Here is a 15,375-nt window from a genome sequence, read left to right on the forward strand (position 1 = left end):
TTATCCCTGCTTTCTGTTTTTTCTTGATGGACTGTTAGCCGAGACATTGACAGTCATGGTTACGTGGTTTGTTTGCTGTTCAGCCATGCGGAAAACGGCTTCCAGTGTTCTGAATACGTCATGTGCATCCCCGTCAAGCTCACTCGCGTAATGGACCCCCTGTACGAAGGTGCCTTCTGCTTTCGTAATCTCGACAGCTTCCATGATCAAGCCCATATAATCGGGCTCATTCAGCGGATACAGCGCAAATTGGCACGGCGCTTCCGCATTCAGGCTGCGGACAGCTTCTTCATTGACGCGCTTGCCGTCTGCAAAAAGATATGTATCTCCTTGTGTATCGCCCGGGCAACCGATAGAAAACGTCCCGTTCATGACGATGTGTTGTTCGCTGTTCGCCGCATAGAGATAAATGGCTTTGGCAGCGTCGAATACATGATCAATCGATCCGCGCAGGACTGTGCTGATATGATCGGTTTTCGTCCAAACGTTGGATGTGTCGGTTTTTTTCAGCGCCGACTTAATCACACTAATAAAATCATCCGTCATCGGATATAAAGAGAACCGAAAACCGGCAATTCTGCTTGTGCCGCAAATATGATCCATTTCTCCGACCTCCTGTTTTTTTGGTAAAATAAAAAACTGCATATCCTAAGGGAATATGCAGTCATAGATCGATTAAGCGCACAAAAAAATACACCATTCGGTCAACCTGCACTTCCCCACGCTGGTATTATCCAGATCGGGTCATAAGGGATCAAAGCGCGTGTTTGCGCGCTTTATCTCAGCCAAAACAGCACCCCTAGTGCTTTCCGTATACAATTTTTTATTTTGACATCATAATAGATGATAAGAACCATTTTGTAAACAATGAAATCATTTTTTTCATTTTGGGATAGGAGAGGATGATCGCTTTTGGAAAAAGGGAACATATTAATTGTGGAAGATGAAGAAAAAATCGCCAGGGTGCTTCAGCTTGAATTGGAATATGAAGGATACAGCGTCACCATCAAACACAACGGCACAGAAGGACTGAATGCCGCCGCGGAAGGCGGGTATTCCCTGGTGCTTCTTGACGTCATGCTCCCGGGATTGAGCGGATTGGAAGTGCTGCGCCGCTTGAGAAAAACGGATCAGCAGACACCGGTCATTTTATTAACGGCTCGCGACAGCATTCCTGACAAGGTAACAGGGCTGGATATCGGCGCGAATGACTACGTCACAAAGCCGTTTGAAATCGAGGAATTGCTTGCGAGAATCAGGGCGGCGCTGCGCCAAAACGGAACAAAAACAGAAGATATCGGCACCTATCTTACATATGACGACTTGCGGGTGAACGAAAAAACCCGTGAAGTGAGACGCGGAGATAAAGAGGTGGAATTAACGCCCCGGGAATTTGATTTGCTCGTCTATATGCTGAAGCATCCGCAACAGGTGCTGACACGGGAGCAGATTCTAAACTCGGTATGGGGATTTGATTATATCGGTGATACAAATGTCGTGGATGTTTATATCAGATACATCAGAAAAAAACTTGACTATCCTTACGAAAAACAGCTGATCCATACCGTTCGCGGGGTCGGCTATGCCATTAAGGGGTAAACGATGAAGCTGAAGACCAAGATTCATCTGTACACATCAATATCGCTGTTGATTTTATTAATTTTGGTCCATACCGCAGTCTATCTCATTTTTTCATCTGCGCTGACCTCAAAGGATGCAGCCCGGCTTGCAGCTGAGACGGATAACATTTCTGAAGCACTGCATGCAGCTGAAACAGAAGGAGTGGCTTTGCAGGACATGCTGCAGGCTTATCTTCCGGCAAACGGCATGGTCCGTGTAGTGAATGGTGATCAAAAAGCCGTCATGACCATGACAAAGGAAAAAGCATATAAAGAATTTCCCCTGTCTTTTCACAGCGGGGAAACGGCAGATGTAAGAAAACATGACGGCAAGCTGTTTGCTGAGGCTGCTGTTCCGGTTATTTGGACTGATGGACAAGTGGTTTCTCTTCAGCTGGTTGAAAGGCTTGAGAACACAGAAGAGAGTCTGTTTCTGCTGAAAATCATTTTAATCGCTGCAAGTGCTGCTGTTTGTATCGCTTCTTTTTTTGCCGGCAGCTTGCTTGCCCGCCGTATCATCAATCCGATCAGACGCTTAATGGTGACAATGAAAGACATACAGCGGGAGAAAGCATTCAAAACGATTTCATTGGAAGGGCAGTCTCACGACGAGTTATATCAAATGGGGCTGACATTTAATGAGATGGCGATGATGCTGAAAGAGCACTACGATAAACAGCAGCAGTTCGTTCAGGATGCTTCACACGAATTGAAAACTCCGCTCACCATTATAGAAAGCTACAGCAGCCTGATGAAGCGGTGGGGGGCAAAAAAACCGGAAGTGCTTGAGGAATCGATAGATGCCATTCATTCAGAAGCGGTGCATATGAAGAAACTGACCAATCAGCTGCTGGCGCTGGCAAAAAGCCATAAAGGACTCGAGCTTGATCTGAAAACAATCGATTTGATTGAAGTGTCGCGCGCCGTCATGCAAACGCTCCAGTCCGCCTATCAGCGTGACATTTTGCTTGAAACAAATAAGGAGAGCCTGCTTGTAACTGCTGATGAAGAACGCATCAAGCAGCTGCTGACCATATTGCTCGATAATGCCATAAAGTATAGTGAAAAACCCATTGTGATGTCAGCCGGAACGAAGGATGGACGGCCGTTTCTGTCAGTGAGGGATGAAGGCATCGGAATCCCTGAGGAGCATATCCCGCACCTGTTCGAACGGTTCTATCGGGCGGATGAGGCACGAAACAGAAAAACAGGCGGGACGGGTTTAGGCCTTTCCATTGCCAAGCACATCGCCGATGAGCACGGCATTGAGCTGAGTGTAAAAAGCAAGCCGGGACAAGGAACAGCTGTGACCATGCAATTCAAAGAACAGAATGGGGGAGGCCGATGAACAAACCATTACAAGCAGTATTTGCTGCGGCAGCAGCGGTTTTAGCCGTCATCATCTGTGCAGTTCTTATCATTCGGCAAACCCACGAGGACGTCCTGTCAAAGGAGGCTATCGTAAAAAAAATCGAAGCCTCTTATGAAGGCGAGATCACGAAAGTAACACAATCAAAGGACAACAAAACCTATGACTTGACTCTTGAAAATCCTAAGGGGACGTATTTTATAAAGGCGGATGCAAAGTCGGCAGACATTCTTTCGATGAACAGAGTAAAAGCGATGAAGCCAACTGCCATGACAGAAAAAGAAGCCGAGCATCTAGCACTTGAGCAGGTGCCGGGAACCGTTAAAAAACAAACACAACAAAATCGTGTCGCCACATATACCATACAAAAAGAAGACGGAAAAACATACGAAGTGAAGGTAGACATGGTGGCAAGAGCAGTCGTGTCTGCTGATCAAATCAGCAGTAAAGATCAACAAAAAACACCGATTACGAAAAAAGAAGCCAAAACCATTGCTGAGCGAGAAACGGGCGGAACAGCGGAGGACGCTGATCTGGAAGAAAGTGAGGGCACTCTCATCTTTGAAGTGGATGTTGATCTTCCGGAAGATAAGGAAGCAACAGTGAAAATCAATGCCTACACCGGAAAAATTGCGAACATTGTGTATGAAGATTGACGGTTTCTCATCAAATTCTCATCTTTCTCTCGTTTTCCTTTCATGTTGAGTATGTAAACTGTACACATACAAAAACAAAGGAGGAATCACATATGCTGAAGAAAAGATGGATGGTTGGCCTTTTAGCAGGATGCGTAGCGGCTGGCGGGTTCAGCTACAACGCGTTTGCGAAAGAAAACAATGGAAACACACAGACGGCTTCTGCCAAGACTGGTGCACTCACTGAACAGGAAGCAGAATCGATTGCCAAAACGGTTGTTGACGGCACAGTGGATGACATCGACAGAGACATGTACAACGGTAAAGAAGTCTATGAAGTAGAGATTGAAAAAGACGGTGAAGGCTACGACGTTTATGTAGATATCAAGACAAAACAGGCGCTCAATGACCCGTTAAAAGAGAAAGCAGAACAAGTCATAATGACAAAAGAAGAGGCTGAAGAGATTGCCTTAAAGCAAACAGATGGAACCGTAACAGAAAGCAAGCTTGACGAAGACGACGGTGTTTACATCTATGAAATTGAGATCAAAACGAAACAGGGAACTGAGGCAGAGTACGAAATCTCTGCAAAGGATGGACATATCATTAAGCAGGAGATAGACGACTAATCAAAACCCCGCAGCAGCGGGGTTTTTTCATGATAAGAAACCTTCTATTGGACAAACTAAATAGAAAAGGAGGCGAAACGCATGGAAAAGAAAGAGGAGCAATACATCAATCAGGCTGAATATGTACCACATCCGACGAAGGAAGGAGAATACGCTTTATTTCTTCATGAAACATATCATTTACTCTCTGAGGATGATGAGACGCAAACAACAGAATAAGGGCTTAGGCCCTTATTTTGTTCCGTAATGGTGATGGAAGCGCATTAATTACTTTTTTGAGTTGACACAGCTTGTTTTTTTCTGTAATCTCAGTGTGTCAATTCAATTAGGAACTTCGTTAGGTGAGGCTCCTGTATGGAGATACGCTGCTGCCCAAAAATGTCCAAAGACGCCAATGGGTCAACAGAAATCATCGACATAAGGTGATTTTTAACGCAGCTGGATGATTGATCCTATGCCATACAGTGCTAAAGCTCTACGATTGAAGGCGCTCCCGCACGCTTTTTTGCCGTGCTTCTTTCTCCTTCAATCCCGAAGGCTTTTTTTATGCCTTTAAAACGAAATGTACAAAAGGAGGTGCGGAGTATGGATTCTCCCCATTCGAGTCAATCTGAAGAAGTACCCATATACTATGACAGCAAGACAATTGATTACACGATGAGGAGACGATCTGCCGCACCTTCAGGCGAGGCCGGCACGTCTCCGTAGAGGAGGTACGAGTCCCGATGGTTCAAAACATGACCTATGACGAACTCATATTACGCATCATTATTTTACTGCGAGACGGAAAAATCAGGGATTTCAGAAGCGTGATTGATGAGCTTCAGCCCTATGATATGGCATTTATTTTTAAAGAAATGCCGGAAAAACACCGCGCCCGCTATTTATCTTACTTAACTGTGGAAGATATCACTGATATGATCGGAGAGCTGGAACGCGAATTTCAGCTTGCCGTCTTAAATAAAGTCGGAAAAACAAAAGCAACACTTGCAATGAACAAAATGGACAACGATGACCTCGCTCAATTGCTTGATGAAATGGACGAGGAACTGAAGGAACAGCTTTTGTCCAGCATGGAAGCGTCAGAGTCAAAAGCTGTCCAGCTTTTGATGAATTATCCGGCGGACTCAGCGGGACGCATGATGACAAACCGGTTTGTATGGATTCCTCAGCATTATACAGTCAAAGACGCAGTCATCAAACTGAAAAGCTTTGCCGAAATCGCTGAATCGATCAACTACTTATATGTCATCAATGACAGCAAACAGCTGGTGGGCGTTCTTTCCTACCGCGATTTGATTCTGGGCGAACCTGAAGAAAAGGTGCAGGATTTAATGTTTACCCGTGTTATCTCAGCAGGCGCCCTTCAGGATCAGGAAGAGGTAGCACGCCTGATTGAACGGTACGATTTCCTGGCGATCCCGGTTGTGGAAGAAAACAATGTCCTTGTCGGCATTGTAACGGTCGATGATATTATCGACGTCGTCATTCGGGAAGCAGATGAGGATTACGAAAAATTTGCCGCTTCCGGTAAGGATATCACATTTGACACAAAGGCATACGTGGCCGCGTACCGGCGCCTGCCTTGGCTGATTTTGCTCCTGTTTATCGGCCTGATTTCAGGAAGCATTATCAGTTATTTTGAAGATGCGCTGCAGCAGGTTGTCGCACTGGCGTTTTTCATGCCGATGGTGTCTGGAATGACAGGAAATACAGGGACACAATCCCTCGCGGTTGTCATCAGAGGGCTATCTAAAGAAGAGATGAACAAAAAAACGATTGTACGCCTGATCTTCCGGGAGTTCAGAACAAGTATTTATATCGGGGCGGTTTGTTCTGTTCTGATTGCGATTATCGCAATTTTATGGCAGGGGAATGCGCTTTTGGGATTCGTTGTCGCTTCTTCACTGCTCTTTACTTTAATTATCGGCACGATGTCCGGAACAATTATCCCTATCATTCTGCACAAGCTGAAAGTAGACCCTGCGATCGCTTCAGGACCGCTAATTACAACGTTAAACGATATTTTGTCTTTATTAATTTACTTTGGCATTGCCACTGCATTCATACACTCATTATAAACGTAAAAAGTCCGTCTCAATTGCGAGTCGGACTTTTATCATTTAACGGTTTTTGTACCGAAAGTGAGCATTAAGCTGCCCCTCCAGCATTTTTTTCCGCACTTGCGGATCGTTTTTTAACATCTGCTCTTTTTTACGCATATCCTTTAAAATCTCTGCCGTCTGTACGCCGTCTTCACGCTTATTGGCGATATCCATCAGGCGCTCTACATCGGCAAAAGAATATTTTCTCGTGCCCCTTGAAGAACGCTGCGGATAAATGAGCTTCCGTTCCTCATAATACCTGATCTGTCTTACGGACAATCCTGTCAATTCACTCACAATCCCGATTGAAATCACTTTTTTGTCTTTATAAGAATGATCTTCTGTGGTCATTTTTCCACCCCTGGATGTCTTTTGATAATAGTATATAAAAAACAAAGAGAAAAAACCTGACGCTTGTCATATTTTCTAACATGAAATAGAAGATTTTTGAAAAAATGCGGAAGAAAAATTAACAAGAATAATGCGTAACACACAAGCGCGTTTTATCCTTTATGTAACGAATAAATGAGGAGGAAGGATAATCATGGAGGAAGAAAAAGCGGTCTCACTGGCAAAAGAAATTATCGAGTTGGATATTAAGCGTGATGAAATGCTGGAGACGTTTATGCAGCTTGCCGGAGAACATGCTTTTCAATTATTGCGATCGGTTCAAAACGGACTCTACCGAAAATCTTCGTAAACATAAATTCTTTACATTAGATTCATACCACGTTCATTTAAATAGAGTATCTTGTGTATAGGATACCTCAAAATGAAGGAGGACGCTATGAGTAATTTATTGAAATCCGCTTTAGAAAAAGAACGCAGCCACTATTCAGAAAAACTTTTTCAAATCGGAGTTTATAATAAAGAAGTAATGAACAAAATGACGATTTCCGAACTGCGAAAGGAATACGCGTATTTCTTCCGCGGCATCGCAGATCACAAAAGATATCCTTATACAAGATAATGTATAAGGATTTTTTTTGTTTTCAGAAGGAATTTCTCGAATTAGCGCGAATACGTATAGTAAGGGACTGAACTCTTATTATATGTAAGGGTTTTCATTATTTTTTTATAAAAATCCTATATTACGAGGTAGATATGATGAGATTATCGTTTAACGAAGAAGAAGTTGAGCGTGCGATGAATTTGTACAGAGTTTTTGCAAGGGCTTTCAAAAGTGTGTCTGAACATAGTATCCGTGACAGCAAAGAGCACGGTTTTAATCCGACTGAGTTTGCTGTGCTGGAGCTTCTCTACACAAGAGGCCCGCAAAAATTACAGCAAATTGGGTCGAGACTTCTGCTTGTGAGCGGAAACGTCACATATGTTATTGACAAATTAGAAAGAAACGGGTTTTTAGTAAGGGAGCAGGACCCGAAAGATAAACGCTCCGTTTACGCGCACTTAACTGACAAGGGAAATGAATATTTGGATAAAATTTATCCGATTCATGCACTGCGTATTGCGAGAGCATTTTCAGGCCTTTCGCCTGATGAACAGGACCAGCTGATCGTCCTGTTGAAGAAAGCAGGCATTCACAGCCAGCATTTGCTGTTTCGTTAACATGTTACACTCTCCGTTTTCAGGAGAGTGTTTTTTTGTTTCATGTGATCCTTTTTAAAACATCCTCAATCTTCCGATCAGATATTTCACCAAGATATTTATTGACGTGTTTTTCGTATTCTTTCACCTGTTCATTCGATTGAAAAAATGCCGCAATCTGCTCTTCTGCCTTCTGCATGTCCCAGTTTCTCATATCTGTGACAAGCTTCCGCTCCTTTAACAGCTTCAAATTCATTTCCTCCTGGCCTGGCAGCGCATGATAAATAAATACCGGAAGCCGTTTCTGCAAACATTCGCTGATGGTCACGCCTCCGGGTTTTGTCATAATGCCTGACGCCTGATCGTATAAACGGTTCATTTCTGCTTTGCTGTGAAGATAGGGGATCGGCTCAATAAAAGGGTGGCGTAAACTTTTGACATAGCAGTAGAGCTTTTCGTTCCTGCCGCATAATATTTTGTATAAGATATTTCCGCCTGGCGACAGATCCTGAACCCATTTTAGAATCCCGCCGACTCCCATACTGCCGCCTGTGATCATGATGGTGTATGGCGGATGATGCGGACAGGTGTCTGCTGTCCTCATTTCAAAAATCTGGTGAACGGGAATACCGGTCAAGTAGATGCTTTTCTGATCAATTCCTTCAGACATGAGCCGCTTCTTGACATCCATGATCGGAACAAAATGATAATCAATGTTCTCCCGTCCCCATAATTGATTCACAAAAAAATCAGTGTATACATTTACAACCGTCATATTCGGATATTCAGGTTTTAGCCGGTTCAGCAGATAAGAAGGCAGCGCATGTGTGCAGAAAGCGATATCAGGCTGTTTTTCTTTAAGGATCTGCCTCATTTGCTGTGTGAATAGCCACTCGTACATGGTATAGCGTTTGTCATTCTGGTATTCTCCGCAGGCAAGGAGCCTGTAAATGCCGCTGTACGTTTTCGGGAAATATTGAATCCATTTTAAATATGTCTCGGAGGATAGTTTTTCTAACCGTCTATACGCGTGTGAAAAGATATCGATTTTCTCAGATGCCAGTCCTTGAGCCTCCAATTCTGCCTGAAGGGCATCGGCGACATGATGATGTCCGGTAGAAATGCTTAAAAAAGGAAAGATGAGAATCTTTTTCATGACGGTCCTCCTTAAAAAATATGGCAACTATATTTTGGGGAGAACGTTGACAAAATATAAGGGTGTTTTTGATCATAAGGAAGGTGAAGAGATGAAAACCTGTTTCCTTTCCATTTGGAGAGTGATTGACCCGATATATTTCTTTTTTTCAAGGCTGACCTTGATTGACAAAGATCGCAAGAGTGTCTTTCGAGTCAGGCTGACGAAATACAAAGGGCATCATGTCGTGCTGAGCGACGGAACGCATATAAGAAAAAATGATGTCCTACTTAAAATTCACCTGCATAATATTAAGCTGATCAGGGAGCTGCAAAGCATTGAGAGTGCAGTCAGAAAGGGGATCATTATCTATCAAAAAGTATATCAATCGATGCCGATATTATTGGAATACATCAACAATCATAAAAAAAGTGAAAAAATTAAAGGGATTGTGGGAATTACCATGCTTGACAAAGGTGTGGAAAGGCTGGGCTTTGATGTTGTCGCCCCGGTCAATCCTTTTTACAGATGCTTTAAAAAGATAACCCATCTGCCGATTTTATATCTCACTTCAAAGCCAGTGAGCTTTCGGCATTTACCGAATTCATCCTATTTGTTTATCTCCAAAGAAAAGCTTCAGAAAACTTATCAAAAAAAAGACTGATGCCTTGGTCAGCACAGTCTTTTTTGATTATATCTGATGAAATGTTACCTCAGGGCGGCTTCCGACACGGATATTCACACCGGTTTGTCCCAACCCTTCGCTAATATAAAACGGTTTATCGTGGTGATAATGAAGACCTTTAATCATGTTCATTCGAACAAGCTTGCCCATTTTCACCAAATGATACGGTTTAGGCCAGTGAATTTGTCCGCCGTGAAAATGGCCTGACAGCAGATAGTCAAAATGAACATCTTTCATATCCAGAATAATGTTTGGGTCGTGTGTTAAAACAAGATGATAGCCATTTTCTAGATTTTGATAAGAGCTGGTAATATTGCTGCGATTCGTGCTGTAATCATCAATGCCGATAATATTGACAGGCCCTGCAGACGTCTCGATTTGAACATGTTCATTTTGCAGCGTAATACAGCCGTTTTCCTCTAATACACGCTTCAATCTTTGAAAGTCCTTATCTTTCAATACATAATCATGGTTACCGAACACCGCGTACATACCATATGCAGGCTTCAGCTTTTGCAATGCGTTTAAGTAGCCTGCCAGCTTCGGAATATTGCGTTTCCGATCCAGAAAATCCCCGGTCAGCGCGATGATGTCCACAGGCTGATTGTTTGTTAAATGATAAAGCTCTTCAGGTGAAACAGAAATGTTTTCTAAGTGAAGATCTGATAAATGAAGGATGTTTAACTTTTTTCTGGCTGGAAGGCCGTCTTTTTGATCGATTGAAATGGTGTTGACCTTAACATCTTTTGTATTGCGGTTCGCTTTATAGATAAATGGCACACATAAGAGTACGGCCAATGAAAGTAAGATTGTAAACAACATATATCCCCTCCCTCCTATCAGTATAGTAAGTAATCCAGACCTATGGATAGCGGGAATTAATGGGTAAGAGACAGGTTAAAAAATGGATTGTCATCTCATGAATGTTTTGGAAGGGAAAAGGGATAATAAATTTTGACACATGAGGCAGAACATGCCGGATATGAGTCAGAATAACAGATGGATGTGTAAGCGATGTTACGATTAATGAGACAACAAAAAAAAGAAACATATTATCTCTGGATCGCATTATTTCTTCTTTTGCTGTATGTATCTCCGCTTTTTATTTTAAAGGAAGATGCCCATATTCGCGTCCACGATAATTTAGATTCCAATATCGCTTGGTACAAGGTTCTCGCAGATAGCGGAGAAATCGTCGGCAAGGTTGACGCCGCCATTCCGCAAATCATTAACGGGCTGCCGCGGGATGCCTTTGGCACCGAGTTGAGCGGAATTGTTTGGCTGCACGCTTTCTTTTCTTCCATGACCGCCTATGCCATAAGCCAGACGATTACAAGACTTGTCGCTTTTTTGGGAATGTATGTGCTGCTGAAGAAACATGTGATTCCTGAACCAAAAGCGGCTTTCATTCGAATTGGCGTATCGCTGGCATTTGCTTTAACACCTTTCTGGCCTTCGGGAATGCTGAGTACGCTTGGATATCCTTTGGCATTATGGGCTTTTTTGAATATCCGAAAAGGGGATATCACATGGAGAGAGTGGTTGACGCTTGGTTTGCTGCCCTTATATTCTAGTTTTGTATTAGGTTTCTTCTTTTTCTTGGCAGGAATGGCATGCTTTTGGCTGTATGATGCCATTACAAAAAGAAGATGGAATTTGATGTTCCTGGGCAGTATTGCATTCATGACAAGTATTTATCTTTTCGTCGAGTATCGGCTCGTTTATTCGATGCTGTTTTCGCATGCGCCGATGCATCGGATTGAATTTATCTCATCCAGGCATGACGTTTGGCATTCTCTTCGTTTATCCGTAAAAAACTTTGTCTATGGCCATAATCATGTGATGACCGTTCACACTGTTGTCATCCTGCCGATCCTGCTGCTTGTATTTGCAGCTGTGCTGTTCAAGCGAAACAGGACAAAGTCAGAAAATGTTTATCTGTTTTTATGTGTGCTTAATTACGCACTGTCATTATGGTATGCGTTTTGGTTCAACAAAATATGGGCGGTGCCAAAGCAGAAATTTGCCTTTTTAGCAGAATTTAATTTTGCCCGTTTTCATTTCTTGCGGCCGCTTGTCATATACGTGAGCTTTGCGCTTGCTTTATATCTCATTTGGCGGATGGGAAGAGGGTGGAAATGGCTTGTATATGCCGCTGTGGCTGCACAGCTGATGGTGTTGGCGCCTTTTAATGAAGAATATACGTATGGCGTTCACTACAATGCGCCAACATTCCGGGAGTTTTATGCGTCTGAGCAATTCAAAGAGATTAAGGAGTATATCGGGCGTCCGCAGGATTCGTACAGGGTGGCAAGCATTGGGCTGCATCCGTCTATCGCCCAATATAACGGGTTTTATACATTAGATACGTATAACAACCTGTATCCGCTCTCATATAAGTATGAATTTAGAAAAATCATCGAAAAAGAGCTGGACAAAAACGCTCGGCTGAAACGGTATTTCGATGAATGGGGCAGCCGCTGCTATCTTTTCGTGGATGAACTTGGCAAACGATATGATTTTAAAAAGAACTCGAAGAAAACGATCAACAATTTGGAATTAAACACAGATGTATTTAAAGAAATGGGCGGGCGTTACATTTTTTCTTCAGTTCCGATCATGAATGCCGATCAAAACCATCTCTCGCTCGTCAAGACGTTTGACCATAAAGATTCCGCCTGGCGCATTTATTTATATGAGACAAGATAAGGAGGATATCGATTGAAACAGCCACAGCCAGTGTTAACCATCGTCGTTCCGTGTTTCAATGAAGAGGAAGTGTTTCAGGAGACAAGCCGTCAGCTGACAGAGGTTGTAGACGGCTTAATTGAAGAAAATTTAATCGCTGAAGACAGTAAAATTCTGTTTGTCGATGACGGCAGCAAAGACCGCACATGGTCCTTGATTGCTATGGAAAGCATAAGAAACAAGAAGATTACCGGCTTAAAATTAGCCTGCAATGTCGGACACCAAAAAGCGCTTTTAGCCGGTCTGCATAAAGCGAAAAACAGATCAGACTGCGTCATTTCGATTGATGCTGATCTTCAGGACGACATCTCTGTAATCCGGGATTTTATGCTGAAGTATCATGAAGGCTGCGAGATTGTTTACGGTGTCCGCCGCAGCAGAAAAACCGATACCTTTTTTAAGCGCACGACAGCATTAGGGTTTTATCGCCTCATGAATAAGCTTGGAATTAAATTAATTTATAATCATGCTGATTTTCGGTTAATGAATAAAAGGTCGCTTGAAGAGCTCGCTCGCTATCCGGAAGCGAATCTGTTTTTAAGAGGCATTGTTCCCATGATCGGCTTTAGATCAGCTGAAGTCTTATATGACCGCAAGGAACGCTTTGCCGGTAAAACGAAATATCCGCTTAAAAAAATGCTATCATTCGCTTTTAACGGGATAACATCATTCAGTGTCGCCCCGATTCGATTCTTTACGCTTTTAGGTTTTGTTTTACTTTTCGTCAGTGCTGTGGCAGGAATCGGCGCTTTCGTTCAAAAGCTGCTCGGCCATACAAATGCAGGCTGGGCGTCGCTCATCATTTCCATATGGTTTTTGGGCGGGCTGCAATTAATGGGAATCGGGATCATCGGAGAGTATATCGGAACGATTTTTTCTGAAGTGAAAAGACGGCCGAAATATGCAATTGATGTTGATTTGTATAATGAGCCGATGAGCCCGCTCCAGCGCCAGGAAAAAGAGCGGTTAGAAAAAAAGTATAGTTAAACAGAAAGAGCTGACTTAATCAGTCAGCTCTTTCTGTGTGTCGATTGATCATCACGCCCGTCACATTCTGTGAAAGTCAGTTCTTTTTCTTCAACTGATGTAAAATGGCGCTAAGTGGTTCATCTTGCGGGTTGCGGTAAAAATCATAAAATGGGCAGCCCTGCTTCTTAATCCGATCAACGACAGTATCAATCGTAAACAGAGCGGGTGTTAAGGATGTTTGTACCTCGTGCCAATAGAGCGGTGCCGCGACAGTGCCGAGCTCGTTTCCTCTTGTCGAATAAGGGCAGATAATCGTTTTTCCCTCTGCATGCTGCAGATAATCGAGATACAATTTACCATGCCTGTTTTTAATTAAGCGTTCTGTAGTAAAGAGCTCGGGAAACGCATTGGTGCAGTACGCTGCGATCAGCTGTGTAAATTGCCGTGTTTCTTCATACGTAAACGCCTCTGGGGACAAGGGAATATAAAGCTGGATGCCCTTGTTGCCGGACAGCTTCGGGTACGATGTGATGCCAAAGGAGTCAAACAGCCGCTTCAGTTCATTTGCGGCCTGCACGGCCATGAGAAAATCATCGCGTGAAGGCGGGTCCAAGTCAATGACAATCTCAGCCGGACGTCTGCTTTTTATGGTTTGAAAAGGAACATGAAACTCTAAAGCAAGCTGATTGGCAAGCCATAATAATGTAGACATATCCTCACAGACGATATGTTCATGGCTTCCGTCAAAGAACGATTGAACAAAATCCGGCGCATAGTCCGGCTTATTTTTTTGGAAAAATGATTCGCTTCTTGATCCATGCGGATACCGAATGACGGTGACAGCACGGCTTTTCAGAAATGGGAACAGGTAGTCACTGACTTCAATCATGTACTGGATAAAATCTTCTTTTGTTTTTTTATTCTTTTCAAATACGATTTTATCCAGGCTTGTGAACTGAAGCTTTGGATGGACCGGTTTTGAGCGGCGTATGACTTGCGCATACGTGCATTCAGTCCAGTCCATATGGAATTCAAAACCGACAAACGATACCTCTCTTAATGTGCCTTGGTGAATCGTTAAGTATTGAACGGTTGCACAAATCGATGGTTCAAGCGTAAATTCGCCCGACGGTGTTTTATGTCCGTGCTGTTCCATTATCTCGCGTATGGCGTTTTTTTCTTCATCGCGCATTCCGTGTGAGACAGAGGCAATCGGTGTCATTACGCCGTTTTTTAACACAGAGACCGTCAGAAATCCATTATTGGGGTTGAACCCTGTTATACAAACATAAGCTTGTTTAAAATTTTTATATTTGAGCCAATCGGACGACCGCTTCTTTTCAAGCCATTTGCTGTTTGTTTTCTTCGCTACAATTCCTTCTCCGTCATACTTGATCACCTTCTCCCAAATCGGATCAAATTGATCATAGCAGGGGATATACTGAATGGTTTCCTTAGCATAAGGGTCTGGAGATGCAGGAAGCTTTGCCGCAGACACGAGATCAAACAGCGACTTTTTTCGATCCAGATACGAAAGAGAGGATACAGCTTCTCCGCTTCGCTCTAACAGATCAAAGGCGAGAAAGCAGCAAGGGCGCGCGTTTGCAGATTCCTGAATCTTTTCCGGCCTTTTTAAACGCCCCCGCACTTGAAGGTGTTCAAAATCTGCACGACAAGGGTTCACCAGCCATACGATTTCGCCATCAAGTGTCAGCGGAAGATCTTTTTCCATGTGCTGAAAGGCGGTTTTGGCGAAATGTGTGATTTCAGGGAAGGTGCTGTTAAGCTCCAAGCCATTTCTGCTGGTTAAGGTTACACCTGCCGAATGGATGCGGAGAATACAGCGGTACCCGTCATATTTCACTTCGTAGCGCCATTCTGCTCCTATTGGCGGTGTCGAAGTAAGGACGGGCTGCATCGTAAATGCCATGGG

Annotated in this window: 17 protein-coding genes, 1 pseudogene and 2 riboswitches; of the genes and pseudogenes, 13 read left to right on the forward strand and 5 right to left on the reverse strand. The window is 43.3% G+C overall.

Going from position 1 to position 15,375, the window contains the following annotated elements; genetic code table 11:
• Positions 1-603 (reverse strand): Ykof family thiamine-binding protein, encoded by a 603-nt coding sequence (locus tag MOB98_RS07720; protein WP_268362315.1) that lies wholly within the window; start codon positions 601-603, stop codon positions 1-3.
• Positions 604-699: 96 nt separating this feature from the next.
• A riboswitch (TPP riboswitch) is annotated at positions 700-811 on the reverse strand.
• Between the two features lie 101 nt (positions 812-912).
• Between MOB98_RS07720 and ykoG the strand changes: the two genes are divergently transcribed.
• From ykoG to mgtE, 7 genes are all read left to right on the forward strand, one after another.
• Complete coding sequence (ykoG, locus tag MOB98_RS07725; protein ID WP_268362317.1) at positions 913-1,599, forward strand: two-component system response regulator YkoG; 687 nt, start codon at positions 913-915, stop codon at positions 1,597-1,599.
• A 3-nt stretch (positions 1,600-1,602) separates the two neighbouring features.
• Entirely contained in the window at positions 1,603-2,967 is a 1,365-nt protein-coding gene (ykoH, locus tag MOB98_RS07730; RefSeq protein WP_268362320.1) for a two-component system sensor histidine kinase YkoH, read from the forward strand.
• Positions 2,964-3,644, forward strand: a complete 681-nt coding sequence (locus MOB98_RS07735) for a PepSY domain-containing protein (RefSeq protein ID WP_268362323.1) — start codon at positions 2,964-2,966, stop codon at positions 3,642-3,644. The genes ykoH and MOB98_RS07735 overlap by 4 nt, the downstream gene beginning before the upstream one ends.
• 92 nt (positions 3,645-3,736) lie before the next feature.
• A complete protein-coding gene (locus MOB98_RS07740; protein WP_268362325.1) occupies positions 3,737-4,252 on the forward strand; it encodes a PepSY domain-containing protein in 516 nt (171 codons plus the stop codon).
• A gap of 81 nt (positions 4,253-4,333) precedes the next feature.
• On the forward strand, positions 4,334-4,471 hold the full coding sequence (locus MOB98_RS07745; RefSeq protein WP_003218541.1) for a transcriptional regulator SplA domain-containing protein: 138 nt from the start codon (positions 4,334-4,336) through the stop codon (positions 4,469-4,471).
• Positions 4,472-4,578: 107 nt separating this feature from the next.
• A riboswitch (M-box (ykoK) riboswitch) is annotated at positions 4,579-4,745 on the forward strand.
• 92 nt (positions 4,746-4,837) lie between these two features.
• Positions 4,838-4,960: a hypothetical protein gene (locus MOB98_RS07750; RefSeq protein ID WP_010330178.1), complete on the forward strand. Its 123-nt coding sequence runs from the start codon at positions 4,838-4,840 to the stop codon at positions 4,958-4,960.
• Positions 4,961-4,977: 17 nt separating this feature from the next.
• The gene (gene mgtE, locus MOB98_RS07755; protein WP_268362327.1) at positions 4,978-6,333 is read left to right on the forward strand and encodes a magnesium transporter; all 1,356 of its coding nucleotides are present in this window, start codon (positions 4,978-4,980) and stop codon (positions 6,331-6,333) included.
• 42 nt (positions 6,334-6,375) lie between these two features.
• On the opposite strand, the gene tnrA is transcribed toward mgtE, so the two are convergent.
• Positions 6,376-6,708: a MerR family transcriptional regulator TnrA gene (tnrA, locus tag MOB98_RS07760; protein ID WP_003232541.1), complete on the reverse strand. Its 333-nt coding sequence runs from the start codon at positions 6,706-6,708 to the stop codon at positions 6,376-6,378.
• A 193-nt stretch (positions 6,709-6,901) separates the two neighbouring features.
• Between tnrA and MOB98_RS07765 the strand changes: the two genes are divergently transcribed.
• The 3 genes from MOB98_RS07765 to MOB98_RS07775 all read left to right on the forward strand — a co-directional run bounded on the left by MOB98_RS07765 (position 6,902) and on the right by MOB98_RS07775 (position 7,926).
• Complete coding sequence (locus MOB98_RS07765; RefSeq protein ID WP_003218545.1) at positions 6,902-7,057, forward strand: hypothetical protein; 156 nt, start codon at positions 6,902-6,904, stop codon at positions 7,055-7,057.
• Between the two features lie 87 nt (positions 7,058-7,144).
• Positions 7,145-7,327, forward strand: a complete 183-nt coding sequence (locus MOB98_RS07770) for a stress protein (protein WP_268362330.1) — start codon at positions 7,145-7,147, stop codon at positions 7,325-7,327.
• 134 nt (positions 7,328-7,461) lie between these two features.
• Positions 7,462-7,926, forward strand: coding sequence for a MarR family winged helix-turn-helix transcriptional regulator (locus MOB98_RS07775; RefSeq protein ID WP_003232536.1), 465 nt, complete (start codon positions 7,462-7,464; stop codon positions 7,924-7,926).
• Here MOB98_RS07775 and MOB98_RS07780 read toward each other — a convergent pair.
• Positions 7,923-9,061, reverse strand: a pseudogene (locus MOB98_RS07780) (MGDG synthase family glycosyltransferase). The gene MOB98_RS07775 and the pseudogene MOB98_RS07780 overlap by 4 nt on opposite strands.
• Positions 9,062-9,152: 91 nt before the next feature.
• Between MOB98_RS07780 and MOB98_RS07785 the strand changes: the two are divergent.
• Entirely contained in the window at positions 9,153-9,704 is a 552-nt protein-coding gene (locus MOB98_RS07785; protein ID WP_268362646.1) for a YkoP family protein, read from the forward strand.
• A 27-nt stretch (positions 9,705-9,731) separates the two neighbouring features.
• Here the strand turns inward: MOB98_RS07785 and MOB98_RS07790 are convergent, their stop codons facing one another.
• Entirely contained in the window at positions 9,732-10,544 is an 813-nt protein-coding gene (locus MOB98_RS07790) for a metallophosphoesterase (RefSeq protein ID WP_268362649.1), read from the reverse strand.
• Positions 10,545-10,739: 195 nt separating this feature from the next.
• Between MOB98_RS07790 and MOB98_RS07795 the strand changes: the two genes are divergently transcribed.
• Together MOB98_RS07795 and MOB98_RS07800 are read left to right on the forward strand one after the other, a co-directional pair.
• Positions 10,740-12,434: a DUF6044 family protein gene (locus tag MOB98_RS07795; RefSeq protein WP_268362652.1), complete on the forward strand. Its 1,695-nt coding sequence runs from the start codon at positions 10,740-10,742 to the stop codon at positions 12,432-12,434.
• 12 nt (positions 12,435-12,446) lie between these two features.
• Positions 12,447-13,460 carry a glycosyltransferase family 2 protein gene (locus MOB98_RS07800; protein WP_268362654.1) on the forward strand — a complete coding sequence of 338 codons (1,014 nt, stop codon included), beginning with the start codon at positions 12,447-12,449 and terminating at the stop codon, positions 13,458-13,460.
• A gap of 76 nt (positions 13,461-13,536) precedes the next feature.
• On the opposite strand, the gene MOB98_RS07805 is transcribed toward MOB98_RS07800, so the two are convergent.
• Positions 13,537-15,372: a DNA ligase D gene (locus MOB98_RS07805; protein WP_268367052.1), complete on the reverse strand. Its 1,836-nt coding sequence runs from the start codon at positions 15,370-15,372 to the stop codon at positions 13,537-13,539.
• Positions 15,373-15,375: the final 3 nt, after the last annotated feature.

The sequence above is a fragment of the Bacillus sp. N13C7 genome (genome assembly GCF_026790065.1).
Taxonomy (GTDB): Bacteria; Bacillota; Bacilli; order Bacillales; family Bacillaceae; genus Bacillus.

What these genes read in the sequence shown, in the direction of transcription:
- MOB98_RS07720 (WP_268362315.1), bottom strand. Translation starts at nt 603, where the DNA reads ATGGATCATATTTGCGGCACAAGCAGAATTGCCGGTTTTCGGTTCTCT.
- ykoH (WP_268362320.1), top strand. Translation starts at nt 1,603, where the DNA reads ATGAAGCTGAAGACCAAGATTCATCTGTACACATCAATATCGCTGTTG.
- MOB98_RS07735 (WP_268362323.1), top strand. Translation starts at nt 2,964, where the DNA reads ATGAACAAACCATTACAAGCAGTATTTGCTGCGGCAGCAGCGGTTTTA.
- MOB98_RS07740 (WP_268362325.1), top strand. Translation starts at nt 3,737, where the DNA reads ATGCTGAAGAAAAGATGGATGGTTGGCCTTTTAGCAGGATGCGTAGCG.
- MOB98_RS07745 (WP_003218541.1), top strand. Translation starts at nt 4,334, where the DNA reads ATGGAAAAGAAAGAGGAGCAATACATCAATCAGGCTGAATATGTACCA.
- MOB98_RS07750 (WP_010330178.1), top strand. Translation starts at nt 4,838, where the DNA reads ATGGATTCTCCCCATTCGAGTCAATCTGAAGAAGTACCCATATACTAT.
- mgtE (WP_268362327.1), top strand. Translation starts at nt 4,978, where the DNA reads ATGGTTCAAAACATGACCTATGACGAACTCATATTACGCATCATTATT.
- tnrA (WP_003232541.1), bottom strand. Translation starts at nt 6,708, where the DNA reads ATGACCACAGAAGATCATTCTTATAAAGACAAAAAAGTGATTTCAATC.
- MOB98_RS07765 (WP_003218545.1), top strand. Translation starts at nt 6,902, where the DNA reads ATGGAGGAAGAAAAAGCGGTCTCACTGGCAAAAGAAATTATCGAGTTG.
- MOB98_RS07770 (WP_268362330.1), top strand. Translation starts at nt 7,145, where the DNA reads ATGAGTAATTTATTGAAATCCGCTTTAGAAAAAGAACGCAGCCACTAT.
- MOB98_RS07775 (WP_003232536.1), top strand. Translation starts at nt 7,462, where the DNA reads ATGATGAGATTATCGTTTAACGAAGAAGAAGTTGAGCGTGCGATGAAT.
- MOB98_RS07785 (WP_268362646.1), top strand. Translation starts at nt 9,153, where the DNA reads ATGAAAACCTGTTTCCTTTCCATTTGGAGAGTGATTGACCCGATATAT.
- MOB98_RS07795 (WP_268362652.1), top strand. Translation starts at nt 10,740, where the DNA reads ATGTTACGATTAATGAGACAACAAAAAAAAGAAACATATTATCTCTGG.
- MOB98_RS07805 (WP_268367052.1), bottom strand. Translation starts at nt 15,372, where the DNA reads ATGGCATTTACGATGCAGCCCGTCCTTACTTCGACACCGCCAATAGGA.